The organism is Bacillus sp. FSL R5-0447, assembly GCF_038606125.1.
Lineage (GTDB): Bacteria > Bacillota > Bacilli > Bacillales > Bacillaceae > Bacillus > Bacillus velezensis.
In genome coordinates this window covers 1,139,510-1,162,260 of the sequence record NZ_CP152012.1, presented here as the reverse complement: position 1 = coordinate 1,162,260, position 22,751 = coordinate 1,139,510, and the positions used below count along the sequence as shown (strand labels likewise).

Below are 22,751 nucleotides of genomic sequence, written 5' to 3'. Positions count from 1 at the left end.
AAATATTTTTATCAGATTCCTTCATTCAAGTTCCTTCCATACCGATAAAAAGAAAAAGAGAATATCTGGGGGAACTTATATTGTTATTTAAAAAAGACCGCAAAAAAGAAACAGCTTATTTTTCGGAAGCCGATGGAAAAAAACGCATCGCGCTTTCAAATCAATATGCAGATGTCCAAAAACAGCTGAAAATGGTCAGGCTCGGAAACGAAGAACTTCATGTGCTTGAAGAGCTGCAGCCGTTAATTAAAGAACATATCTCAACAATCGTCGATTCCTTTTACCGAAACCTGGATCACGAAAAATCATTAATGACGATCATTAACGACCACAGCACGGTCGAGCGCCTGAAAAAAACATTACGGCGTCATATCCATGAGATGTTTGCCGGCACGATTGATGATGAATTCATTGAAAAAAGACAGCGCATCGCTTCCATCCACTTGCGGATCGGCCTTGAACCGAAATGGTATATGGGAGCGTTTCAGGATCTGCTTCTGTCGATGATGAACATATATGAAGCAACCATTCCGGATTTGCATGAGCTTTTAAAAGCGATCAAAGCGACGACGAAAATATTGAATCTTGAACAGCAGCTCGTCCTTGAAGCATTCCAGACTGAATATAACTGCCAGCGTGACGAACAAGAGGAAAAGAAAGCCCGTCTTCATCAAAAAATCCAGGAAACATCCGGATCACTCGCTGATTTGTTTTCAGAAACGAGCAGAGCCGTGCAGGAGCTGGTCGATAAATCCGAGGGCATTTCTGAGGCGTCAAAAGCCGGCACCGTCACTTCCGTACATGTCGAAGAAAAATCAATCGGCGGGAAAAAAGAGCTTGAAAGCCAGCAGCAGCAGATGAATAAAATCGACGCCAGTCTTCTGCAGATTGAAGAAGAAATGGACAAGCTGAATGACATCGCACAGCAGATCGAAAAAATCTTCGGCATCGTGACGGGGATCGCCGAGCAAACGAATCTCCTGTCACTCAACGCTTCAATAGAATCCGCGAGAGCCGGGGAGCACGGCAAAGGGTTCGCCGTTGTGGCGACGGAGGTAAGAAAGCTTTCAGAGGATACGAAAAAAACCGTTTCCACCGTATCAGAGCTCGTGAACAATACCAATACACAAATCAACATCGTGTCCAAACATATCAAAGATGTAAACGGACTTGTAAGTGAAACGAAAGAAAAAATGGCGCAGATCAACCGTTTGTTTGATGACATCGTCCAAAGCATGAAAACGAGCAAAGACCAGACAGGCAAAATCGACGTTGATTTGCAGGCCTTTCTCGGCGGCCTTCAAGAAGTCAGCCGTGCCGTTTCCCACGTTGCATCATCCGTTGATTCACTTGTTATCCTTACAGAAGAATAAAGATAAACCGACCGGCCTTTTTCATAAAGGGCCGGTCTTTTTAATGTTAACTTAAAATATAATAGAGTTGACATATATAAAGACTCGCTTTATTGTATAAACATATTTTGATAAGCTGGAGGAATACATAATGAAATTGACAGAAATGATGCATATTGCCGTGTTTACCGCCATTATGGGACTTTTGGGGCTGCTCCCGCCGCTTTTCTTATCCTTTACGCCGGTTCCGATTACACTCCAAACGATCGGTGTGCTCTTATCGGGCAGCCTCCTAAAACCGAAAGCGGCGTTTTTAAGCCAATTGCTGTTTTTGCTGATTGTGGCATGCGGAGCGCCTCTCCTTTCAGGCGGCAGAGGCGGGTTCGGGGTTTTTTTCGGGCCGAGCGCCGGATATCTTATCGCATATCCGCTGGCGGCATTACTGCTGAGCCTCAGCATCCAAGGCCTTCGCTCAGCTACTGCCCCCCATTTGTTTATCAGACAGTTCTTGTTCGGCGTGCTGTTTTTGTATGTCATCGGCATTCCCGTTCAGGCTTTTATGATGCACATTGATATCTTAACTGCCGTAAAGCTCAGCCTCATCTATGTGCCCGGAGATCTGCTTAAAGCGGCCGCAGCCTCATTCGCAGCCGTAAGAATCAGGAAAACTCTTCAAGCAAGCCGGCTTTTGCCGACGAAAGGAAGCTGATTTTAGTCATCATGATTACATCATCATATTCAGATACAGCCGGACAAGCGCCGGAACAGATCGCAATTCAGACAGAAACAGAACAGATCACCTATCAAACTTGGAACAGGCTGGTTAACCAAACCGCAAACTGGCTTGGCAGCCTTTCAGGTAAGCCGGAAAACATTGCAATATTATTGCCGAACGGCATCCCATTTTTACAACTTTTCGCAGGCGCGGCGCATGCCGGCTGCACGGCGGTTCCGTTAGATCCCCGCTCGGCAGCGGCGGAACTCGCGGACCAGCTGCACATCAGCAAAACCGGCCTCGTCATCTGTGACCGCCGGCTGAGGGGCAGACTGGACGGCGTCAAAACGCCTGTCATCCTGTGGGATGAATGCAGGCCTTTGATCGAGGCGGAAAAAACGGAAGGCGCTTTTATCAAAAACGCCGGCCTGCCCTTTTATACCGGATTCACCTCGGGATCGACCGGTAAGCCGAAAGCCTTCACCCGCTCTCACCGTTCGTGGCTGGAGAGCTTTTCTTGTACGAAACGTGAATTCGGCATTTCCCCTGATGACAAAGTGCTGGTACCGGGCACGCTTCGCTCGTCACACTTTTTATACGGCGCCGTCAGCACTTTGTTTATCGGCGGAACCGTCATCCTTCAAAGAAAATTCAATCCGGCCGGAATGAAAGACCGGCTCAGACAAGCTGACGTTCTATATACCGTTCCGACAATGACGGACGCCCTGCTCTCACTAGAGGCGTTTCCGGATACACCGCTCAAGGTGATTTCTTCCGGTGCAGACTGGCCCGCTTCGTCAAAACAAGCGCTGTCAGAGCGCTATCCCCATTTGCGGTTGTACGATTTTTACGGAACATCTGAGCTGAGTTTCGTGGCGTTCTTATCGCCTGAAGACAGCGCCCGAAAGCCTGACGCGGCGGGCCGTCCGTTTGAAAATGTTACAATCGAAATCCGCCGGCCCGGCGGAGAACGCTGCATGCCGGGCGAAACGGGGAAGATTTTTGTGAACAGCCCGATGAAATTTTCCGGATACATCAACGGCGCAAAACCTGATGATTCCGGCTGGATGACGGTTGATGACATGGGATATATTGATCGTGAAGGCTATCTTTATATCGAAGGACGTGAAAACGGGATGATCGTATCAGGCGGCCTGAATGTATTCCCGGAAGAGATAGAACGTGTGCTCAACCGCTGTCCGGGCGTCAGAAAAGCGGCCGTCATCGGCATTCCTGATGATTATTGGGGCAGCATCGCCGTTGCGGTGATCGACGGACATGCAAATGTAAAGGAACTGAAGAAACAGTGCCGCGAGCAGCTGGCGGCATATAAAATCCCGAAAAAGTGGCTGTTTTCAGAAATACCGGAAACAGCCGGCGGAAAGATCGCCCGTGCCGCCGTACAAAAGCAGGCAAAGGACATGATGGAATGGAAGCTGTAATTACGGATGCGAAACGGACGATTTTCGCCCGGGAAAACGGCCTGTTAAAAGGCTGTCTCCCAGAAGATTTGGCAGCTCCGCTGATCCGCCATTTGAGCCGGAACATGCCCGAAGACATTGATGAAGTCCTGATCGGAAACGCGACGGGCCGCGGCGGGAATCTCGCCCGGCTGTCAGCCTTGGCCGCCGGGCTTCCTTTGAGTGTGTCCGGTACGACCATCGACAGGCAGTGCGGCTCCGGACTGGACGCCGTGAGGGTCGCGTGCCACTTTGTTAAAGCCGGCGCGGGGAGCACATACATCGCGGGAGGAGCGGAGAGCAGCAGCCGTTCCCCTTTCTCATCCCGGGCGCGCTTTTCTCCTGAACACATCGGCGATCCTGATATGGGCATAGCGGCCGAGTATACGGCACAGGCTTACGGCGTAACGAGAAAGATGCAGGACGAATATGCCCTTCTCAGCTATGAACGGAGCGTCAAAGCGCACGAAGACGGCTTGTACCGCCCGGAAATTCTTCCCTGTCACGGATTCGCCGCCGACGAAAACATGCTGAAAAAGCGGAACGTGGAGCCTCTCATTTCCCGCGCCAAGCCCGTTTTTCAGTCCGGAGGGTCTGTCACCGCCGCCAACAGCTGCGGAATTTCTGACGGGGCGGCGGCAGTTTGTGTGATGGAAGAACAAAAAGCGCGGTCTCTCGGTTTAAAGCCGGGATTGCGTTTTATCGGAAGCGCGGTAAGCGGCGTCCATCCGCATTATCCGTCAGCAGCTCCGGTTTATGCCGTCAAAAAGCTTTTGAAGGAACGGGACCTGTCACCGGATGATATTGATATATACGAAATCAACGAGGCGTTTGCCGTCAAAATATGCGTTTTTTCACAGCAGCTTCGAGTGCCGTATTCTAAAATAAATGTCCGGGGCGGCGCTCTGGCGGTCGGGCATCCGTACGGGGCTTCCGGGGCTGCGCTTGTCACCCGGCTTTTTTATGAAGCAAAAAGACGCCCGGATGCCCGCTACGCAGCAGCAGCGATCGGCAGCGGAGGCGGAGTCGGACTGGCGCTTCTCTTTGAAGTGTTAACGTAACGGCAGTATAATAGATGATATCGATAAAAAATGATCGGAGTGGAGACTTTATGACTGCCGTTTGTTTAGTAAGACATGGAGAGACTGATTGGAATGCCCAAAAGAAGCTTCAAGGCAAATCGGATATTCCGTTAAATGCGACGGGAGAGCGTCAGGCGAAAGAAACAGGAGAGTACTTAAAGGGGTCCGAATGGGATGTCATCGTCTCAAGCCCGATGAAACGGGCCAGAAAAACAGCTGACATTATTAACGGGTTTTTGAATCTTCCCATTGTGGTCATGGAAGATTTCAGAGAACGGAGCTACGGTGATGCGGAAGGAATGTCTTTACCGGAACGGTCGAAGCGCTACCCGGATAAAAACTACCCGAACATGGAGACAGCAGAAGAGCTGACAGACAGAATGCTTGCCGGTTTAGTGAAAGTTCAGGAGCGGTTTCCTGAGCAAAAAGTACTGATCGTCGCTCACGGCGCAGCCATTCACGCCCTCTTGTCGGCCATTTCTGACGGTGATACCGACATCCAAAACGCAAAGCTTGTCAATGCGTGCCTAAGCAATATCGAACGAATTGAAAATAAATGGCGCGTCAAAGATTACAATGTAAGCAGCCACCTATCAGAATCATAACAAAAAGGCCCGAATTCAGTTTTGGGCCTTTTTGGCGAGCATTTTTTTCTGAAGATCATGTAATATGGCGTCCGCCCCGTCAATGCTCCGGCGCTCCGTCCATACCGCCCTGTCCGCGCGGTAAACGTGTCCGTTTTTTACGGCTGTCAGCTGTTTCCAGAGGTGATTTTTTTCGAGTTCTTTCTCACCGTCCATCAGTACGATGTAATCAGGATCGATATGCAAAAGCTGCCCGGGCGTCATCTTGATAGAGTCTGATTTCCCGCCGGAATCCGTCTGGACCGCATAGGTAAACCCTGCGAGCGTCAAAAGCCGGGACGTAAAAAACTGATCATCCTTTACGGAAATGCTGTCATTTGCAGCGTCAATTAATAAAATCGTGCCGCCTTCTGCATCCAGCTTTCTTTTGATGTCATTCAGCTTTTCTTCCTGAGCCGACAATTGTTTCTCTATGATGCCATCTTTACCGACCGCCTTTTCAATAGTAAGGGCAGCGTCAACCGCATCCTGATAATCCGCAGCTTCATTTTTTAAAGCGATTGTCGGAGCGATCTTTGTCAGTTTTCGGTATATCCCCCTGTGAAGGCTTGAGTCTGCAATGATGAGATCGGGCTTTAACGAAGTGATCTTTTTCAAATCGGGATGTGACGGGGGCCCGCCGGACGGACTGCCGTCGTTTCGCTCTGTCCGATTATCCGCCGCAGCCACAGGCTTTATGCCGAGATCATGGAGAATATCATTAAAGCCCGGATTCAACACGGCAACGCGCTGCGGGTGCGCAGCCACATGCGCCGTCCCCAGATCGTGCCTGACGGCGGTTTCATGTTCCTGTTCTGAGCATGCCGTTATGAAGAGAACGGATAAGATCATCAGCATACTGAAAATTTGTTTCATCTGTTCCCCCTCTTTCGTTTTTCCGCAATTATATCATTGACAATATAAGTATCAATGATATTCATTATCATTATTTTTATAAAATGGTTTCACAGCTTTTCTCCGTCAAGAAAGCCGAAGACTGATTCATGCCGGCCGCTTTATTTCATTCCGCTTTCGTTTCCATCAGACTTCTGCATTCAACAAAAGGTGACATTTATCCTGTTTTTGCCGCAGCTTCCGAAAATGGAATCAAACCGTTCGACCCAGCAAACAAGAGAGCGATTGCGGCTGTGTACAAATACTCATGTCCTTCCATCGGTTTTTTCCATTAAAATTTAAATATTTCGGGTTCCTATTAAACGAAAGAGAGATGATATACCTAAATAGAAATAAAACAAATTGAAAAAAATTGGGTCTACTAAAATATTATTCCATGCTATACAATTAATCCACAGAATAATCTGTCTATTGGTTGTTCTGCAAATGAAAAAAAGGAGAGGATAAAGAGTGAGAGGCAAAAAGGTATGGATCAGTTTGCTGTTTGCTTTAGCGTTAATCTTTACGATGGCGTTCGGCAGCACGTCTCCTGCCCAGGCGGCAGGGAAATCAAACGGGGAAAAGAAATACATTGTCGGATTTAAACAGACAATGAGCACGATGAGCGCCGCTAAGAAAAAAGATGTCATTTCTGAAAAAGGCGGGAAAGTGCAAAAGCAATTCAAATATGTAGACGCAGCTTCAGCTACATTAAATGAAAAAGCTGTAAAAGAGCTGAAAAAAGACCCAAGCGTCGCTTACGTTGAAGAAGATCACGTTGCAAAAGCGTACGCGCAGTCCGTGCCTTACGGCGTATCACAAATTAAAGCCCCTGCTCTGCACTCTCAAGGCTTCACTGGATCAAATGTGAAAGTAGCGGTTATCGACAGCGGTATCGATTCTTCTCATCCTGATTTAAAAGTAGCAGGCGGAGCCAGCATGGTTCCTTCTGAAACAAATCCTTTCCAAGACTACAACTCTCACGGAACTCACGTTGCCGGTACAGTTGCGGCTCTTAATAACTCAGTCGGTGTATTAGGCGTTGCGCCAAGCGCATCTCTTTACGCTGTAAAAGTTCTCGGCGCTGACGGTTCCGGCCAGTACAGCTGGATCATTAACGGAATTGAGTGGGCGATCGCAAACAATATGGACGTTATTAACATGAGCCTCGGCGGACCTTCTGGTTCTGCGGCGTTAAAAGCGGCAGTTGACAAAGCCGTTGCTTCCGGCGTCGTAGTCGTAGCGGCAGCCGGTAACGAAGGCACTTCCGGCGGCTCAAGCACAGTGGGCTACCCTGGTAAATACCCTTCTGTCATTGCGGTAGGCGCTGTTAACAGCAGCAACCAAAGAGCATCTTTCTCAAGCGTAGGTTCAGAGCTTGATGTCATGGCACCAGGCGTCTCTATCCAAAGCACGCTTCCTGGAAACAAATACGGCGCGTACAATGGTACGTCAATGGCATCTCCGCACGTTGCCGGAGCGGCTGCTTTGATTCTTTCTAAGCACCCGAACTGGACAAACACTCAAGTCCGCAGCAGTTTAGAAAACACCACTACAAAACTTGGTGATGCTTTCTACTACGGAAAAGGGCTGATCAACGTACAGGCGGCAGCTCAGTAAAACATAAAAAAACCGGCGTCGGCCATGGCCCCGCCGGTTTTTTTATTATTTTTCTTCCTCCGCATGTTCAATCCGCTCCATGATCGACGGGTGGCTCCCTCTGAAAATTTTGACGAGAAACGGCGGGTTGACTCGGCTCAGTCCCGTATCGGCCAAGTCCTGAAACGTCTCAATCGCCGCTTCCCGGTTTCCGGTCAGCTCGATGCCGTAACGGTCGGCGGCGTTTTCCTGATACCGGGAGACGGCATTCGTAATCGGATCAGAAGCAAAACTGAGAACGGATATGAGCAGCAATAACAGCGGGAGGGCGGCCAGATCTTCAGGCCCCTTTATATGAAGCATTCGGCCGAAGAATTTGGACAGCCGCTTATAAAGCTTGTCAATGATATAGAACCCCGCTAATGACAGCAGGAGATACCCGGCCAGTCCGATGTACACGTGCTTCATCACATAGTGCCCCATCTCATGCCCCATAATGAACAAAATTTCCCGATCCTTCAGTTTGTTAAGCGTCGTATCCCACAAAACGATTCGCTTATTCGAACCGATGCCCGTCACATACGCATTCAGCGCATTCGTTTTCTCCGACATATTTACTTCATAAACATGGCTGGCCGGAATATCGGCCTTGTCGGCAAGCGACAAGATTTTGCTTTCCAGCTCCTTGTCTTTCAGCGGATAGAAATCATTGTATAAAGGATCAATCACGACCGGCTGCAGGAAAAACAAAAACAGGGTAAACGGCACAGTAAGACACCAAGCGTAAAACCACCATTTTTTTGTATGCTTCGTGATCAGCCAATAAAACACAAGAACACACACGGCAAACAGCGGAAAACTGATCCAGAAATCAATGACATGGTCTCTTATCCAGCTTGCTGTTGTCTGCGTCGAAATATGATACGCAAGCGAAACCCGATATCCGATCCATTCAAGCGGAAGCGAAGCCGCCGTAACGATGAGTGAAATCACAAATACGAAGCTTCCGATTTGCAGCACCCGAAAGCGCACCGCTGCTTCCAGCCAATGCTTTATTTTTTTGGCAAGCCCCGTAATGAGCAGCAGAAAAAATAAAAACCAATCTAACGGCGCACCGATGAAAAATAAAAAATCCTTTACATTTGAAAAGTTTTCAGCGGCTTCCAGGCGGCCCGGGTCCATAAACGAGGACGGATCGGCTTTCGTTCCCTTTACGGCCTCCGGGACGGCGGAGTCGCCTGTCATAAAGAAATACCAATAGAAAAAAAGGCCGTACAGCACATAGGCAAGTCCCGCTGCCGCTATCCATTTGCGCATGGAAGTCTCCCTCCTTAGCCTGATGACTTACTCCTATTGTAAGCATAAATGCAAATAAATAGAACCAAGCCTCCGAAACGGATGTTAATCTTTTCACAACAGAAAAGAATGGAACAACAGGAAGCGGGAAAGACTAAAAAACGGAGTGATGAATATGAAAAAAATAATCGCGTTTATTGTAGTAATCGCCCTTTTGGTTATTGCTTTCTTCTATGTATACAGCCGGACCGGCGATGTGTTTCCATCAAGCAACGCAGATCTGATTATTCTGTCTGAGCACGGAAAAAAAGAAATCAAAATTAAAGACAGGCAGAATGTAAAAGATATGCTCGATATCTTGAACCAAGGAAAACAAGTCAAACTGACCAAAAGCGTATCTCCCGATTACGACGGAACGGTCAAATACCATGAAGACCGTTTCGATTCATTCAGCATGTGGCTCGAAGGCGGCAATTATATGCTGTACAAGTATAAAAACACGTATTACAAACTGACCCGGCATGATACGAAGCTTGTGCAAAGCATCATTAAGGAAGAATCGCAGAGCTGACCGGATCAGCATGTAAAAGCGAAGCCCCCGGCTTCGCTTTTCGTCCGTCATTTCGGAAGCATGTCCCGGACCGCCCGCCTCAGCAGCTTCCCGGTCGCGTTCTTCGGAATCTCATCAAGAAAAACCACTTCCGCCGGCCGTTTATATTTTGCCAAATGTGTTTCACAGTAATCAAAAACCGCCTGCTCTGTCAGCTCACCGTCCCCCGGCACTATATAAGCATGCACCGCTTCCCCCGTTTTGGCGTCAGGAACGCCGATGACCACGGCTTCTTTAATGCCCTCATGGCTGTAGAGCACTTCTTCTACTTCGCGCGGATAGACGTTGTATCCGCCGACGAGAATCATATCTTTTTTTCTGTCGACGATATAAAAATAACCGTCTTCATCGCGCTTCGCCAAATCACCCGTGTACAGCCAGCCGTCTTTCAGCGCGTGCTCCGTCTCCTCGGGCATCTTGTAATAGCCTTTCATCACATTCGGCCCTTTTACGATCAATTCTCCCACTTGATGGTCGGGCAATTCGCGTCCGAGCGTATCGACGACTTTATTTTCGACATGTAAAATATTCGTCCCGATCGAGCCGGGCTTTCTCCCCCGGTCAAATGGATTAAAACAAGTAACCGGAGACGCTTCAGAAAGTCCGTACCCCTCCAGAATGGTGACGTCAAAGGTTTGTTCAAACGTCTGCAACAGAGCGACCGGCATGGAGGCCCCGCCTGAAATGCACAGTCTGACGGACGCAAAATCCTCCGCCTTGCCGTGCTCGTATTGATACATATAGTTATACATCGTCGGTACGCCGGCAAAAATGGTTGCCTGACGGCTTTTAATCAGTTTAAACACAGAAGCCGGGCTGAATTGCGGCTCGATTAAGACACACGCTCCGCTCATCAGAGGCGCATTCATACAAACGGTTAAACAAAAAACGTGAAACATCGGCAATGCCGCCACAATTTTGTCTTTCTCATTCATTCCTAAGTATCCGGCGACATCATTTGCATTGGAGAAAAGATTCTGATGGGTGAGCATGGCGCCTTTCGGTTTTCCGGTCGTCCCTGAGGTGTATAAAATGACGGCAGTATCATCTTTGGACAATGTCGGATAAGTTCTGCTGCGCTCCGCCGGGCGGAGCATTTTTGTAAACGTTGTCATTTTTAAGCGCAATTGAGGGTCTTCTGTCGATGGAGCGTTCTCTGCTGTCTGGCTGATAATGATATGCTCCAGCAGCGGCAGCGAGCCGTGCAGGCTTTCAAATACGGGAATTAAAAGGTCGATGCCGGCGATCGCTTTGACATCGCCGTTTTTCAGCATGTATGCGATTTCTGAAGGTGTATATGCCGGATTAACAGGTATGACGACAATTCCCGCTTTTAACGCGCCGAAAAACGCAATAACAAAATCGGGCGTATTTCCGAGAAGCAGCGCGAGATGATCCCCTTTTTTCAGTCCCCTGTCCTCCAAGCCGTTTGCAAATGCTTTGATTTTACCTGCCAGCTCCTCATACGTCATGTACTGATCTTGAAACAGACAAGCTGGTTTTTCCGGTTTCTGCGATGCCGTTTCTTCCAATTTGGAAACCAGATTCATTTTCCCACCCCTTTAAAAAAGTAATGAATGAATAGTCATTCATTTATCCGGAATAAACGTTCACTTTTATTATAGAAAAATATAGAAAAACACTCAAGGGCAAAAAGCCCCGAGTGCCGTAAAACCGGAAACTATAATTGTTTCAGCGCTTCACTGACCGGCGTGCCGCCCGCTGTCAGATCGAATGCTTTTTCATACGTATTCGGTTCATCAAGGGATGCGATAACGGTCTTGGCGACATCGTCTCTTGAAATGGAACCTCTTTCTAAATCAGCCGCGGCTTTGATATTTCCCGTGCCGGGATCATTTAATAACCCGCCCGGCCGGATAATCGTATACGTCAGACCGCTCGCTTCAAGAATTTTATCCGCATAATGCTTTGCGGCGTAATACGGCTTCAGCGCTTCATTCCAATTGCCGCGGTTATGAGCCTGAAGGGCGCTTACCATAATGAACCGCTTGATGCCGGCTATCTTTGCCGCTTCTATCGCTTTCGCGGCTCCGTCAAGATCAATCAAAAGCGTCTTATCGTATCCGGTGCTTCCTCCTGATCCGGCGGTAAACACAATCGCGTCACAGCCTTCAGCGGCTTTCGCGATGTCTTCCGGGCTTCCTTCCAAATCTGCAAGAACGGCTTCTGTTCCCGCGGCTTGAAGCGCTTCTTTCTGCTCTTGTTTCCGGACCATCGCCCGCAGCGTATGCGTGCCGTCTTTTTGAAACAGCCCGGTCAGCCGCTGTCCGATCTGTCCGTTTGCTCCGATGAGAAATACTTTCATCATGATCCCTCCCCATTCATTATGGTTCTATCATTTCACAAAAACGGGCGCTGATTCAAATCATGCGTTCGGCAAATGTTCTAATAAATCAGCTCGAGGAAATCTTCCAGCTCTATTTTGCCGAAATACTGTTTCAGATCGATTCCGGCCAGCGCCTCCTTGATAGCGGTTCGGTCATACTGTTTTCCGGTCAGCGCCTGTTCGACTTCACTCACATCTTTCGCACCGAAGAAATCACCGAAAATTTTGCAGTCCTGAATGATTCCTTTTTTCACTTCAAGACGCAGATCAATCGATCCGACCGGATAACGTTTCGAATGCTGAAGATTAAATGCGGGCGACCTTCCGAAATTCCAGTCCCATTTTTGATAGCGCTCTTCGGAAATCTTCCGGATCGCTTTCCAGTCTTCATCGGTCAGTTTATATTCCGGCACTTCGGAAAGATCATTTGTATTAAAAATATGGTGAAGCAGGTGCTTTTTGAATTCATCCGCCGTCATTTTGTCATCAAGAAACTCGCTGATGTTGGCGACACGGCTTCTGATCGACTTAATGCCTTTTGATTCGATTTTGTCTTTTTTCACTTTCAAGGCTGACACAACATGATCAATGGCGGAATCCAGCATTAATGTTCCGTGGCTGAAAATACGCCCTTTCGTCGAAAATTGAGCGTTGCCGGAAATTTTTCTGCCGTCCGCGACGATGTCGTTTCGGCCGCTTAATTCAGCTTCCACACCGAGCTGGCGCAGCGCCTGAATAACGGGTTCGGTGAATTTTTTAAAATTGTGAAAGCTGTCGCCGTCATCCTTAGTGATAAAACTGAAATTCAGATTCCCGAGGTCATGGTAAACCGCACCGCCTCCTGACAGCCTGCGGACGACGATGATTCCGTTATCTTCTACGTATTTCGTATTGATTTCTTCTATTGTGTTTTGGTTCTTACCAATGATAATCGACGGCTGATTGACATAAAACAGCAGGTATGTCTGTTCAGGGTCGAGATGCTTCACGCAATATTCCTCGATCGCGAGGTTGATCCTCGGGTCGGTTATGTTTTGGTTGTCGATAAATAACATGGTGCTCCTCCTTTATTTCTCCCACTTCAATCCGGAAGCGGCGATTGTCACTTCGCCCCCGAACACGGATTCCGCTTCTTCTTTCAGCTTCAGGTGCTCGCCGAAATGAGGCAGATGCGTGAGAATCAGCTCCCCCGCTCCGGCCTCCTTCGCGATACGTCCGGCTTCCAAACTGTTCATATGGCCGGCTGACGTGCCGTCCTGGTCCGCGTAAAAATTGCACTCGCAGATCAGCAGATCGGCATTTTCCGCAAAAGGGATAAACGCGTCCTGGTAGCTTGAATCAGCCGTATACACAACAGAAGCTGAACCGTCAGTAATCCGCATCGCATAACAAGTGACCGGATGCACCGTTTTCAGGAAGGTAATGGTGAACGGACCTAGAGAAAGCGGGCGGTCCGGCTGATAGGCCACTCCTTTTGTATGCGTTTTATATGTAAGGCGCTCAAACTGTTCTATATCAGCATCATGCCCGTAAATCGGCAGTGCATGCGTCCCTTTTCCGAGAAAGGAGCCGACCTGTTTGGCAAATTGAAGCGGCCCGATATCAGCGATATGATCATGGTGATAATGGGACAAAATGACGGCATCAAGCTCTTCTGCCGGAACATAGGCAAACAGCTTTGATAATACGGCGCTTCCGCAATCGACGAGCAGAGAATAGCCGCCGGACTGAAACAGATAGCCTGAAGTTGCTTCGTTTGCGGCCGGAAACCCGCCGCAGCATCCAATAACAGTAACTTTCATATAATCCTCCGAATGTTTATGATAAAAAGATCCTTTCCTCCAATATACCTATTTTTCGTACAAATTGCATGTTTTAAACATTGTGTCAAAACAGCCGTTGATTTTCTCAAACTGTTATAATACAATGTAGAGACAAAACAATGAAAGAGGGATGGGTATGTTGGAAAAGATGTCGGATTTTTTCAGAAATTTACCCGGTAAGAAATGCGAAGAATGCGGAAATGAGATTGTTGAGCAGTATGAGTGTCACATTAATCTGTGCAATGACTGCTTGAAAATTAAGGATATGTGACAATAGGGCGCCGCACAATTCTAAGTTGTGCGGCGCCCGTTTTTTCGGCCGTCATCATACTTTCTGAATAGGGCGTTATTCACCATTATTAGCAATTATCTGTACGTTTTAAAAGATTCAGTATTTTCAATCTATATTTTTCTATAGACGGATTGTTTTCTTTTCTATTATAATTTGTTCTAATAGCTATCTTTTTAGATACTTATTGCACTTTTTTCTTCGGGAGGTAATCTATGAAAAAATTACGCTTTGGACTAGCGACGCAAATTTTCGTCGGACTCATACTAGGGGTTGTAGTCGGTGTCATCTGGTACGGCAATCCCGCCATTCCAACATATTTACAGCCTATCGGCGATTTGTTTTTACGCTTAATCAAAATGATAGTGATTCCAATTGTCGTCTCCAGCTTAATCATCGGCGTTGCCGGCGCGGGAAGCGGAAAACAAGTCGGAAAATTAGGCTTCAAAACGATTTTGTATTTTGAGATCATTACCACTTTTGCCATTATTCTCGGGCTGGCTTTGGCGAATCTGTTTCATCCGGGAACAGGCGTTAATATACATGAAGCTCAAAAAACAGATATCAGTCAATATGTTGAAACAGAAAAAGAACAAAATAACAAATCTATCGCAGACACATTCCTGCATATCGTACCGACAAACTTCTTCCAATCATTAGCCGAAGGAGATCTGCTTGCCATCATCTGCTTTACCGTGCTGTTTGCACTCGGCATCTCGGCAATCGGTGAAAAAGGAAAGCCTGTCTTGGCCTTCTTTGAAGGTGTTTCTCATGCGATGTTCCATGTTGTGAACCTCGTCATGAAAGTTGCGCCGTTTGGTGTTTTTGCGTTGATTGGTGTTACCGTTTCCAAATTTGGGCTCAGTTCCCTGCTTTCACTCGGTAAACTGGTCGGTTTAGTATATGTAGCTTTGGCTTTCTTTCTCATTGTTGTATTCGGAATCGTCGGAAAGCTTGCCGGAGTAAACATTTTCAAATTCCTCGCCTATATGAAGGATGAAATTTTATTAGCGTTCAGTACGTCAAGCTCCGAAACCGTACTCCCCCGCGTTATGGAAAAAATGGAGAAAATCGGCTGTCCGAAAGGTATTGTTTCCTTTGTTGTGCCGATCGGATATACCTTTAACTTAGACGGATCTGTGCTGTACCAATCTATCGCCGCTTTATTCCTCGCTCAGGTATACCACATTGACTTGTCCATTTGGCAGCAGATTACCCTTGTGCTTGTCTTGATGGTCACTTCCAAAGGAATGGCTGCCGTGCCCGGGACTTCTTTCGTCGTCCTGCTTGCGACATTAGGCGCATTCAACATTCCTGCAGAAGGCCTTGCATTCATCGCCGGTGTTGACCGGATTATGGACATGGCCCGTACGGTCGTCAATCTGACCGGAAACGCGCTGGCATCCGTTGTGATGTCAAAATGGGAAGGCCAGTATGATCCCGTTAAAGGCGCGAAGGTCATGAGCCTCGCCAAAACAGAACAAAACACAACCATCTCAGGTTAAAATGAAAACCCTGCACGGAATGATTTCCGCGCAGGGTTTTTTATGCCATCGGCGATAGAACGTACCGGTGCAAAAGCTTCGCCGTATTAAGAAGCGATAATTCATGCGTGCGTTCAAATGCGTGTGAAGCGTCAATTCCCGGGCCGATCAGCCCGTGGACGATGTCATGGCCCGAACGGATGGCTGCTGAGGCATCAGAACCGTAATACGGATAAATATCAAGCTGATAATCAATGCCATAGCGCTCCGCAAGCCCGGCCAGATGTTTTCTGAGCTGATAATGGTACGGGCCGCTCGCATCCTTCACGCAAATGGAGACGGTATATTCATCCGTAGACTGGCCGTCGCCGATCGCCCCCATATCAACAGCCAAGTATTCGACGGTCTCAGGAGGAATGTTAGAATTGCCTCCGTAACCGATTTCTTCATTATTAGAAATCAGAAAATGCGTCGTATACGGAAGTTCGATTTTCTCTTCCGTGATGCGGCGGATTAAATTCAAGAGCAGAGCCACGCTCGCTTTGTCATCAAGATGACGGGACTTAATAAAGCCGCTCGGCGTAATCTGCACGCGCGGGTCAAATGAGATGAAATCGCCGACCCTGATGCCGAGATCGGACGTCTCTTCCTTCGTCCGGACAGGCTCATCAAGGCGGACTTCCATATTCTCCTGATTCCGCTCTGCCTTGCCGGCATCCTTGTAGACGTGCACTGAAGTCTGATGCATTAAGATGGTGCCTGTATAGGTTTTGCCGGAAGAAGTTTGGATCTCGCAATATTCCCCTTCAATCGAGTGATATCGGAAGCCGCCGATCAAGTCAATCTTCAGCCGGCCGTCCGCCTTTATCTCCTTTACCATCGCGCCGAGCGTATCGACATGCGCCGTCAGCAATCTGTGTTTCTTATCATCACGGCCGGGAATTGTGACAAAAAGACCGCCTTTGCGGTTTCTGTAAGAGGAGACGCCCCATTCTTTTAAAAGACTTTCTGTATAGGCGATAACCTCGTATGTATTGCCCGTCGGACTCGGAATCGACACCAATTCTTTAATCAGTTCCATCGTATGTTTCATATTTTCCACAGGTCATTCCTCCTATCAATTTTATTCTTCTTAAAATATACTCTTTTGATCCATAACCCGTCCAATCTTTTCCTTCTCTTTTTTCATAGAATGAAGGGAGCATGAGCATAGGAGGGAAATGTATGATCAGCCGTAAACCGCACAAGCGGAAAAGGTTTCATAATGATTGGTTTGAGGATTGGTTTGAGGATGATTGGTCTGGTGCAGCCTTCTGGGGCTGTAAAAAAGAAGAAGATCACTGTAAAAAGAAAAAAGAAGACCCTTGTAAAAAGAAGAAAGAAAAAAAGAAGCATCATCATTCATGCCGCCGCTGCTGCCGTCATTGGTAATCGTTCACACAAGCCCGTTTTACAAATAGATTTCTCATGCTCCCCAAACAGCGGATGCTGCTTGGGTTTTTTTATTAAAATTAGTACCAAGTAATAATATCAGGTGTTATAATCTGATATAAAGGAGTGATTTTTTCATGTCAAAATCTAAAATTACAGCAATCGGTACATATGCTCCGGCACGCCGATTAACAAACGCGGATTTGGAGCGCATCGTCGATACATCTGATGAATGGATCGTCCAGCGCACCGGTATGAAGGAAAGACGCATTGCCGGCGAACATGAATTCACATCGGATTTGTGTGTGGAAGCGGTGAAAAACCTTGCAGAACGATACAGCGGAACTCTTGATGATGTCGATATGATCCTTGTCGCCACAACGACGGCGGACTATGCGTTTCCAAGCACCGCGGCACGCGTGCAGGCTTACTTCGGCTGGCCGCACACGGGGGCGCTTGATATTAACGCCACATGCGCCGGACTCACTTACGGCCTTCAGCTCGCAGACGCATTAATTACCGCCGGTTCCCATCAAAAAGTGATTGTCATTGCCGGTGAAACATTATCAAAGGTAACGGATTATACTGACCGGACGACCTGCGTTCTTTTCGGAGACGCTGCTGGCGCCCTATTGGTGGAACGCGATGAATCAGCGCCGGGCTTTTTGGCAGCCGTGCAAGGAACAGCGGGAGGAAGCGCGGACGTGCTGTATCGCACGGGACTGAGCACAGAATTAAACGGCGAGCCGCTTAAAGGCGGAGGAAACATGGTGCAAAACGGGCGCGAAGTATATAAATGGGCGGCCAGAACCGTGCCTGAGGAATGCAATGCCCTTTTAGAAAAAGCCGGCTTTTCAAAAGACGATCTGGATTGGTTCGTTCCTCACAGCGCCAACATGCGGATGATCGAATCCATCTGCGAAAAACTGCCCTTCCCGCTTGAACGGACGTTGACAAGCGTTGAATATTACGGCAACACTTCATCGGTTTCTATTATTCTCGCATTGGATGAAGCTGTGAAAGCAAAAAAACTGTCGGAAGGCCAGACGCTGGTATTATTCGGGTTCGGCGGAGGATTGACGTATACCGGACTGTTGGTGAGATGGGGATTTTAAAAGTACGACGATCGAAATCTAAAAAAAAGAGGCCCTGAGCATCTGCTCAGAGCCTCTTTTTCTTATGCTGTTATTTCTTCTTCCGTTTTGTGTTCTTTTTTGCTTTGCACCGTAAAATACACGATGGTCAGCGCGATCATGACAACGGCGATGCCCAACAGAATGGATGCCTGCTGCCACATATAGCCGTAATCGCCATTTGAAATGACGGCGCGGAACCCGTTGATGCTGTAAGTCATCGGCAGTGCCCCGTGAATCACTTGATAGAATCCCGGCAGGAGTTCAAGCGGGAAGGTTCCTCCGCTTGCCCCGAGCTGGAGCACCAGAATGATGACAGCGATAAAGCGTCCCGGATTCCCCATCGTTGTCGCCAATAATTGAATCATGGACAGGAACGCGATGCTGGTAATCATCGTAAAGAGATAGAATCTCCACGTGCTTTCCACATCAAGCCCGATTCCTTTTAACAGAACCGTGGCGACAATAACGGATTGAATCAGTCCGACAAGAAGAATAACACTGAATTTGCTGAGGAACCATTCAAAACCGTTTCTCGGACGCCCTGAAGCTTCACTCAGAGGGAATACGACCGTCAGCATCAATCCGCCGACATACAAGCCCATAGAGAGAATATAAGGCGTCAGTCCGGTACCGTAGTTAGGCACGGAATGAATCGCGTTATCGTCCGTTTTTACCGGATCGGCAAACATGCTGTACGTTTTGTCATCTGTCTTAATGTCCCCGGTTTGATCAGCCGCATCTTTCAGCTGGCTGGACAATTGTCCGGTGCCGTCTAAAAGCTTGCTTAAACCGGTGCCGAGAGACGCTTGACCCTGCTCAATTTTGGACGAGCCGTCATGGATTTTGTTTTGCGCGTCCAGCAGTTTCGTTAAGCCGCCTGACACTTGGCCGCTCCCTGACACTAACGCTTCTGATCCTGATTTGAGCTGTCCGAACTTGCTGTTGTATTCGCCGATGCCGGCCGTCAGTTTGTTTTGGCTTTCAAAAACGGTCTGCGCTCCGCTGTATAATTTATCAGTTCCCGCTGTCAGCTGGTTAATCGCGTCTTGTACCGCCGCTGCGCCGTTATACAGTTTCGATGTGGACTGAGGCAGTGCTTTCAGCTGATCAGCCTTCGCTTTTACATCTTTGAGCGCGCTTTTTATGACTGACATATCCGGAAGCTGAATATCTCCGCCGGACGGAAGCTGGCTGACGATATTGTCTAAATCCGGAAGGTCAGCCTTCGGAAGCTTCTCATTCAGAAGCTGAACAAGTTTCGCTTTTTGCTCATCCGTTAAGAAATCACTGTCCTTAATCACCTTTTTGACCGCGTCATCCCGGGCATCCAGGCTGTTTTTCAGATCAGAAAGCTTCTTCTTAAACTGCTGCAGGTCCTTTTCAGTCTGTTCGAGCTGCCCAACCGCGTTTTCAATGTCTGACAGGTTGACTGAATTGATCGCATCTTCAAATGCCGCCGCTTTTTGCGACACTTCCTGCGCCTTGCTGTTTAACGCGCTTAATCCATTCGTTAAATCCGGAAGCTTTTGCTGGAGCTGCTTTTGTGCGTCAAGGCTCGTTTTCAGCCCGCTGGCCACTTGGCCTCCTCCTGAAGCAATCTGTCCTGATTTATCTTGAATTTCGGCGCTTGCGCTCTGAAGTTTTGCGATAGAGCTGTCAAGCGTTTGAATTCCGCTTGTCACTTTCGCCGCTCCGTCTGCAAGCTGCTGCGTTTTATCGCTGATGGTGGCGGTGCTTTCAGTAAGCTTCGCTAAATTTTCCTTCAGCTTGGCGCTGCCGTCTTTCGCGTTTTTCGTGCCGTCGTCTATTTTCTTGGCTCCGCTGCTGGCTTTGCCGAGCCCTTTGGCAATATCTTTAAAGTTATCAAAAATGACTTTTGCGTATTGCTCTGTCACTTCTTTCGACACGGAGGCTTTCAGTTTGTCGATCGCCTTTTCCCCGATTGTCGCGCCGACATAGTTTGATCCGGCATTCGTATGATATTTCAGATTCAGCTTCTTCGGATTTTTATCCATTACCGTGCTGGCGTTTTTCGAAAAATCTTCAGGAATCTCGACCAATAAATAATATTTAGCATTTAATAAGTCCTTTAACGATTGATCAAGATCGCTTGAAAAATGCCAATCAAAATTATCATTTTTCTTTAACTCTTTCACAAGATCGTCACCGATCTGAAGATGTTTCCCTTCGTAGTCCGCCCCTTTATCCTGGTTGACAACGACAACCGGCAGCTGATCCACCGTGCCGTACGGGTCCCAGTACGCCTTCAAAAACACTCCGCTGTAGATCAGCGGAACGAATAATATGGCAATGATGGGGATTAACAGTTTCTTGTTCGTTACAATGTCTTTCCACTGGCTTTTTATTGTATTCAACCCTGTTGCCTCCTTCCGCAAACTGACTCATTTGACAAAACGGTCACGGCACCTAAAAAGTGAAGGATCATCTATTATTTAGATAATCCTTGACCAACATACATTTCCAGCAATTCGGCGATCGTCTCTTTTTCAAGAGGCGGATGGTTTTTTTCCCAGTCAAATATCAGCGCGATGTAGAGCTTGAGCATCACAAAAGCGGTCAGTTCCGGATCACACGGTTTAATGCTTCCGTTTTCAATGGCTGTTTCTATCTTTTCTTTAATGTATGACAGAATGGCCCGCTCCATTTTCGCAATGACATCCTGAACGGCTATTGTACCAATCTCGGCGTTCTCCTGAAAAATTTTAATAGTCAGCTGGTGTGTTTTTCTGAATTCCAAAATCGCGACAAGCGCCCGGTGGACATTTTCGTGAAATGAAAGCTCCGGTTTCATCGCTTCGTCTGCGTGTTCCTTCATTTCTCTTAAAATAGTGGTGAAAATATCATCAAACAGTTCTTCTTTGTTTTTGAAAAACGTGTAGATGGTTCCCTTCCCCACATTTGCAAGCTTTGCCACCAGATCCATTGTCGTTGCTTTGTAGCCGAATTGTGTAAAAGACTTCGTTGCCGCTTCCAGAATGAGCTTTTTCCGATCGACGGACATGTTTCCCACCTCGTTAAATTGACCGTTTGAACGTTTTAGTCATTTTGTACATAAGATAACTTATCACAGTCGCAAAGAAGATTCAAATGTTTTTTCTCTTTACTGGTGTTCCCTTTACAGAACGGGAACATGCAAAAAAACCTCCGTTTTACGATAACGGAGGCTGGTACGTTTCAAATAAATAAGCCAGTGAATCATATACGGCGGCTTTTCCCTGGTCGATACAGTCGGGGATGCCCACCCCTTCGAATGACGCGCCCGTCGCGTATACGCCCGGATAGGAAGCTTTCAGCGCATCTCTGAACTCTTTGATGCGCTCCTTATGGCCAACATGGTATTGCGGCATGCTTTCGTTCCAGCGGGTCACACAGGTCATTTCCGGTTCGCCATTCATTTTCATTACTTTTTTCAAATCTTCCATTACGATTTTAATGATCTCGTTATCTGAAAGATCTACGATGGATTCATCTCCGGCCTTTCCGACGTACGCCCTGAGAAGCGTTTTGCCCTCCGGCGCCGCGTGCGGCCATTTTTTATTCGTCCATGTGCAGGCCGTGATGGAGAAGTCGCTGTTTCTTGAGATTACGAATCCCGTACCTTCATGCTCCATCTTGACGGCTCCCTCAGGAAAACCTAAGGCGACGTTGGCAACGGACGTAGAATGCATGTCTTTGAGACATGAAACCGCCGGCAGATCAGAAAGCATTTTCGCCGCGGCTTTATGCGGGGCTGTTACTATGCATCCTTCCGCATAGAGCACTTTGCCGTTATCAAGCGTCACGGAATATCCTTTCTCCTCGCGGCCGATATGGGTGACTTTCGTTCCTTTCATCACCTTTGTCAGCGTAAGCTGCTTTTCCAGCTCCTCCACCAACGTTTGAAGCCCTGTCGTCAGCGTTAAAAACTGGCCCTGCTTTTTGGCCGTCAGCTGCTGTCCCGAAGGCTGCGGACGTGATTTTTTCATACCGAGAATCAGGCTTCTGTGCTTTTGCTCAGTCTGATAGAATTGCGGAAACGTAGACATGAGGCTCAGCTTATCAATATCTCCGGCATAAATCCCTGATAATAGCGGTTCTATTAAATTCTCAACAACTTCGTCACCGACGCGTCTGCGGAAAAATTCACCCAGAGACTGATCTTCCTTCGGTTTGCTCGCAGGCAGGACAAAGTCAAGCGCCGCCCGCGCTTTTCCGGGAACAGAAAATAAACCGGTGGAGATGAACGGAGCGATTTTGGTCGGAATGCCCATCACCGCGCCCTTCGGCATCGGATGAAGCGTCTCGTTGACGAGCACGTAAGACTGGCCGGTCGCATTGTTGACGAGCAGATGCTCAAGCCCCAAATCCTTGACGAGCTGCGGCGCGCTTTTTTTCCTTTCCAAAAAAGAATCCGGGCCCCGCTCAATGATGTAGCCGTCTTTATGCGCCGTCTGAATTTTGCCGCCGGCTCTCGGGCCTGCTTCGATCAAGGTGACCTCAAGCGGCAGCTGTTTTTCTTTGATTTCTTTTTCCATGTAGAAGGCGGCGGCTAATCCCGTTATGCCGCCGCCGATGATGACCAGATGTTTTTTATCGCCACTCATTTTTAT

General features: G+C 47.9%; 21 protein-coding genes. 11 read left to right on the top strand and 10 right to left on the bottom strand.

The annotated features are described in order from the left end of the window. Positions 1-80 precede the first annotated feature (80 nt). The 5 genes from NYE68_RS06025 to NYE68_RS06005 all read left to right on the top strand — a co-directional run bounded on the left by NYE68_RS06025 (position 81) and on the right by NYE68_RS06005 (position 5,214). Positions 81-1,373, top strand: a complete 1,293-nt coding sequence (locus NYE68_RS06025) for a globin-coupled sensor protein (RefSeq protein ID WP_043021330.1) — start codon at positions 81-83, stop codon at positions 1,371-1,373. 130 nt (positions 1,374-1,503) lie between these two features. Then, complete coding sequence (locus NYE68_RS06020; RefSeq protein ID WP_324635961.1) at positions 1,504-2,061, top strand: biotin transporter BioY; 558 nt, start codon at positions 1,504-1,506, stop codon at positions 2,059-2,061. A gap of 11 nt (positions 2,062-2,072) precedes the next feature. Further along, a complete protein-coding gene (locus tag NYE68_RS06015) occupies positions 2,073-3,509 on the top strand; it encodes an acyl-CoA synthetase (RefSeq protein WP_324635962.1) in 1,437 nt (478 codons plus the stop codon). Further along, positions 3,497-4,588 (top strand): acetyl-CoA C-acyltransferase, encoded by a 1,092-nt coding sequence (locus tag NYE68_RS06010; RefSeq protein ID WP_015417164.1) that lies wholly within the window; start codon positions 3,497-3,499, stop codon positions 4,586-4,588. The genes NYE68_RS06015 and NYE68_RS06010 overlap by 13 nt, the downstream gene beginning before the upstream one ends. A 50-nt stretch (positions 4,589-4,638) precedes the next feature. After that, positions 4,639-5,214 carry a histidine phosphatase family protein gene (locus NYE68_RS06005; RefSeq protein WP_007610462.1) on the top strand — a complete coding sequence of 192 codons (576 nt, stop codon included), beginning with the start codon at positions 4,639-4,641 and terminating at the stop codon, positions 5,212-5,214. Positions 5,215-5,229: 15 nt separating this feature from the next. On the opposite strand, the gene NYE68_RS06000 is transcribed toward NYE68_RS06005, so the two are convergent. Then, positions 5,230-6,108 (bottom strand): ABC transporter substrate-binding protein, encoded by an 879-nt coding sequence (locus tag NYE68_RS06000; protein WP_031378464.1) that lies wholly within the window; start codon positions 6,106-6,108, stop codon positions 5,230-5,232. Between the two features lie 489 nt (positions 6,109-6,597). On the opposite strand from NYE68_RS06000, the gene NYE68_RS05995 reads away from it, so the two are divergent. Next, entirely contained in the window at positions 6,598-7,746 is a 1,149-nt protein-coding gene (locus tag NYE68_RS05995) for a S8 family peptidase (RefSeq protein ID WP_007409199.1), read from the top strand. A 45-nt stretch (positions 7,747-7,791) separates the two neighbouring features. On the opposite strand, the gene NYE68_RS05990 is transcribed toward NYE68_RS05995, so the two are convergent. Beyond that, on the bottom strand, positions 7,792-9,042 hold the full coding sequence (locus NYE68_RS05990) for a M48 family metallopeptidase (RefSeq protein ID WP_012117226.1): 1,251 nt from the start codon (positions 9,040-9,042) through the stop codon (positions 7,792-7,794). 154 nt (positions 9,043-9,196) lie between these two features. Between NYE68_RS05990 and NYE68_RS05985 the strand changes: the two genes are divergently transcribed. Beyond that, entirely contained in the window at positions 9,197-9,592 is a 396-nt protein-coding gene (locus tag NYE68_RS05985; protein WP_012117225.1) for a hypothetical protein, read from the top strand. A 47-nt stretch (positions 9,593-9,639) separates the two neighbouring features. Here NYE68_RS05985 and NYE68_RS05980 read toward each other — a convergent pair whose 3' ends face one another. From NYE68_RS05980 to NYE68_RS05965, 4 genes are all read right to left on the bottom strand, one after another. After that, positions 9,640-11,181, bottom strand: coding sequence for a fatty acid--CoA ligase family protein (locus tag NYE68_RS05980; RefSeq protein WP_229041512.1), 1,542 nt, complete (start codon positions 11,179-11,181; stop codon positions 9,640-9,642). A gap of 131 nt (positions 11,182-11,312) precedes the next feature. Beyond that, a complete protein-coding gene (locus NYE68_RS05975) occupies positions 11,313-11,957 on the bottom strand; it encodes an SDR family oxidoreductase (protein WP_007409203.1) in 645 nt (214 codons plus the stop codon). An 80-nt stretch (positions 11,958-12,037) separates the two neighbouring features. Then, the gene (gene lplJ / locus NYE68_RS05970) at positions 12,038-13,033 is read right to left on the bottom strand and encodes a lipoate--protein ligase LplJ (protein WP_324635964.1); all 996 of its coding nucleotides are present in this window, start codon (positions 13,031-13,033) and stop codon (positions 12,038-12,040) included. Positions 13,034-13,045: 12 nt separating this feature from the next. Then, positions 13,046-13,780 (bottom strand): MBL fold metallo-hydrolase, encoded by a 735-nt coding sequence (locus tag NYE68_RS05965; RefSeq protein ID WP_324635965.1) that lies wholly within the window; start codon positions 13,778-13,780, stop codon positions 13,046-13,048. Positions 13,781-13,937: 157 nt separating this feature from the next. Here NYE68_RS05965 and yhfH point away from each other — a divergent pair, with 157 nt between their 5' ends. Together yhfH and NYE68_RS05955 are read left to right on the top strand one after the other, a co-directional pair. Further along, positions 13,938-14,072 carry a protein YhfH gene (gene yhfH, locus NYE68_RS05960; RefSeq protein ID WP_003155209.1) on the top strand — a complete coding sequence of 45 codons (135 nt, stop codon included), beginning with the start codon at positions 13,938-13,940 and terminating at the stop codon, positions 14,070-14,072. Positions 14,073-14,305: 233 nt separating this feature from the next. Beyond that, entirely contained in the window at positions 14,306-15,595 is a 1,290-nt protein-coding gene (locus tag NYE68_RS05955; RefSeq protein WP_003155211.1) for a cation:dicarboxylase symporter family transporter, read from the top strand. A gap of 40 nt (positions 15,596-15,635) precedes the next feature. On the opposite strand, the gene NYE68_RS05950 is transcribed toward NYE68_RS05955, so the two are convergent. Then, positions 15,636-16,676 (bottom strand): M42 family metallopeptidase, encoded by a 1,041-nt coding sequence (locus tag NYE68_RS05950; protein WP_015417161.1) that lies wholly within the window; start codon positions 16,674-16,676, stop codon positions 15,636-15,638. A 122-nt stretch (positions 16,677-16,798) separates the two neighbouring features. On the opposite strand from NYE68_RS05950, the gene NYE68_RS05945 reads away from it, so the two are divergent. Both NYE68_RS05945 and fabHB read left to right on the top strand, forming a co-directional pair. Then, positions 16,799-17,005 (top strand): hypothetical protein, encoded by a 207-nt coding sequence (locus NYE68_RS05945; RefSeq protein ID WP_015239516.1) that lies wholly within the window; start codon positions 16,799-16,801, stop codon positions 17,003-17,005. Between the two features lie 137 nt (positions 17,006-17,142). After that, a complete protein-coding gene (fabHB, locus tag NYE68_RS05940; RefSeq protein WP_007409208.1) occupies positions 17,143-18,120 on the top strand; it encodes a beta-ketoacyl-ACP synthase III FabHB in 978 nt (325 codons plus the stop codon). 62 nt (positions 18,121-18,182) lie between these two features. Here fabHB and NYE68_RS05935 read toward each other — a convergent pair whose 3' ends face one another. From NYE68_RS05935 to hemY, 3 genes are all read right to left on the bottom strand, one after another. Then, complete coding sequence (locus NYE68_RS05935) at positions 18,183-20,516, bottom strand: YhgE/Pip domain-containing protein (protein WP_324635967.1); 2,334 nt, start codon at positions 20,514-20,516, stop codon at positions 18,183-18,185. 74 nt (positions 20,517-20,590) lie between these two features. After that, complete coding sequence (locus NYE68_RS05930; RefSeq protein ID WP_003155219.1) at positions 20,591-21,163, bottom strand: TetR/AcrR family transcriptional regulator; 573 nt, start codon at positions 21,161-21,163, stop codon at positions 20,591-20,593. Between the two features lie 148 nt (positions 21,164-21,311). Then, positions 21,312-22,745 carry a protoporphyrinogen oxidase gene (hemY, locus tag NYE68_RS05925; protein WP_014417341.1) on the bottom strand — a complete coding sequence of 478 codons (1,434 nt, stop codon included), beginning with the start codon at positions 22,743-22,745 and terminating at the stop codon, positions 21,312-21,314. Between the last annotated feature and the right edge of the window lie 6 nt (positions 22,746-22,751).

Excerpts from the sequence above, each read along its gene's own strand:
- NYE68_RS05965 (WP_324635965.1), bottom strand. The coding sequence starts at position 13,780 with ATGAAAGTTACTGTTATTGGATGCTGCGGCGGGTTTCCGGCCGCAAAC.
- NYE68_RS05955 (WP_003155211.1), top strand. The coding sequence starts at position 14,306 with ATGAAAAAATTACGCTTTGGACTAGCGACGCAAATTTTCGTCGGACTC.
- NYE68_RS05975 (WP_007409203.1), bottom strand. The coding sequence starts at position 11,957 with ATGAAAGTATTTCTCATCGGAGCAAACGGACAGATCGGACAGCGGCTG.
- NYE68_RS05945 (WP_015239516.1), top strand. The coding sequence starts at position 16,799 with ATGATCAGCCGTAAACCGCACAAGCGGAAAAGGTTTCATAATGATTGG.
- NYE68_RS06015 (WP_324635962.1), top strand. The coding sequence starts at position 2,073 with ATGATTACATCATCATATTCAGATACAGCCGGACAAGCGCCGGAACAG.
- NYE68_RS05930 (WP_003155219.1), bottom strand. The coding sequence starts at position 21,163 with ATGTCCGTCGATCGGAAAAAGCTCATTCTGGAAGCGGCAACGAAGTCT.
- yhfH (WP_003155209.1), top strand. The coding sequence starts at position 13,938 with ATGTTGGAAAAGATGTCGGATTTTTTCAGAAATTTACCCGGTAAGAAA.
- NYE68_RS05985 (WP_012117225.1), top strand. The coding sequence starts at position 9,197 with ATGAAAAAAATAATCGCGTTTATTGTAGTAATCGCCCTTTTGGTTATT.
- NYE68_RS05990 (WP_012117226.1), bottom strand. The coding sequence starts at position 9,042 with ATGCGCAAATGGATAGCGGCAGCGGGACTTGCCTATGTGCTGTACGGC.
- hemY (WP_014417341.1), bottom strand. The coding sequence starts at position 22,745 with ATGAGTGGCGATAAAAAACATCTGGTCATCATCGGCGGCGGCATAACG.
- NYE68_RS05980 (WP_229041512.1), bottom strand. The coding sequence starts at position 11,181 with ATGAATCTGGTTTCCAAATTGGAAGAAACGGCATCGCAGAAACCGGAA.
- NYE68_RS06020 (WP_324635961.1), top strand. The coding sequence starts at position 1,504 with ATGAAATTGACAGAAATGATGCATATTGCCGTGTTTACCGCCATTATG.
- NYE68_RS06010 (WP_015417164.1), top strand. The coding sequence starts at position 3,497 with ATGGAAGCTGTAATTACGGATGCGAAACGGACGATTTTCGCCCGGGAA.
- NYE68_RS06005 (WP_007610462.1), top strand. The coding sequence starts at position 4,639 with ATGACTGCCGTTTGTTTAGTAAGACATGGAGAGACTGATTGGAATGCC.
- lplJ (WP_324635964.1), bottom strand. The coding sequence starts at position 13,033 with ATGTTATTTATCGACAACCAAAACATAACCGACCCGAGGATCAACCTC.
- fabHB (WP_007409208.1), top strand. The coding sequence starts at position 17,143 with ATGTCAAAATCTAAAATTACAGCAATCGGTACATATGCTCCGGCACGC.
- NYE68_RS06000 (WP_031378464.1), bottom strand. The coding sequence starts at position 6,108 with ATGAAACAAATTTTCAGTATGCTGATGATCTTATCCGTTCTCTTCATA.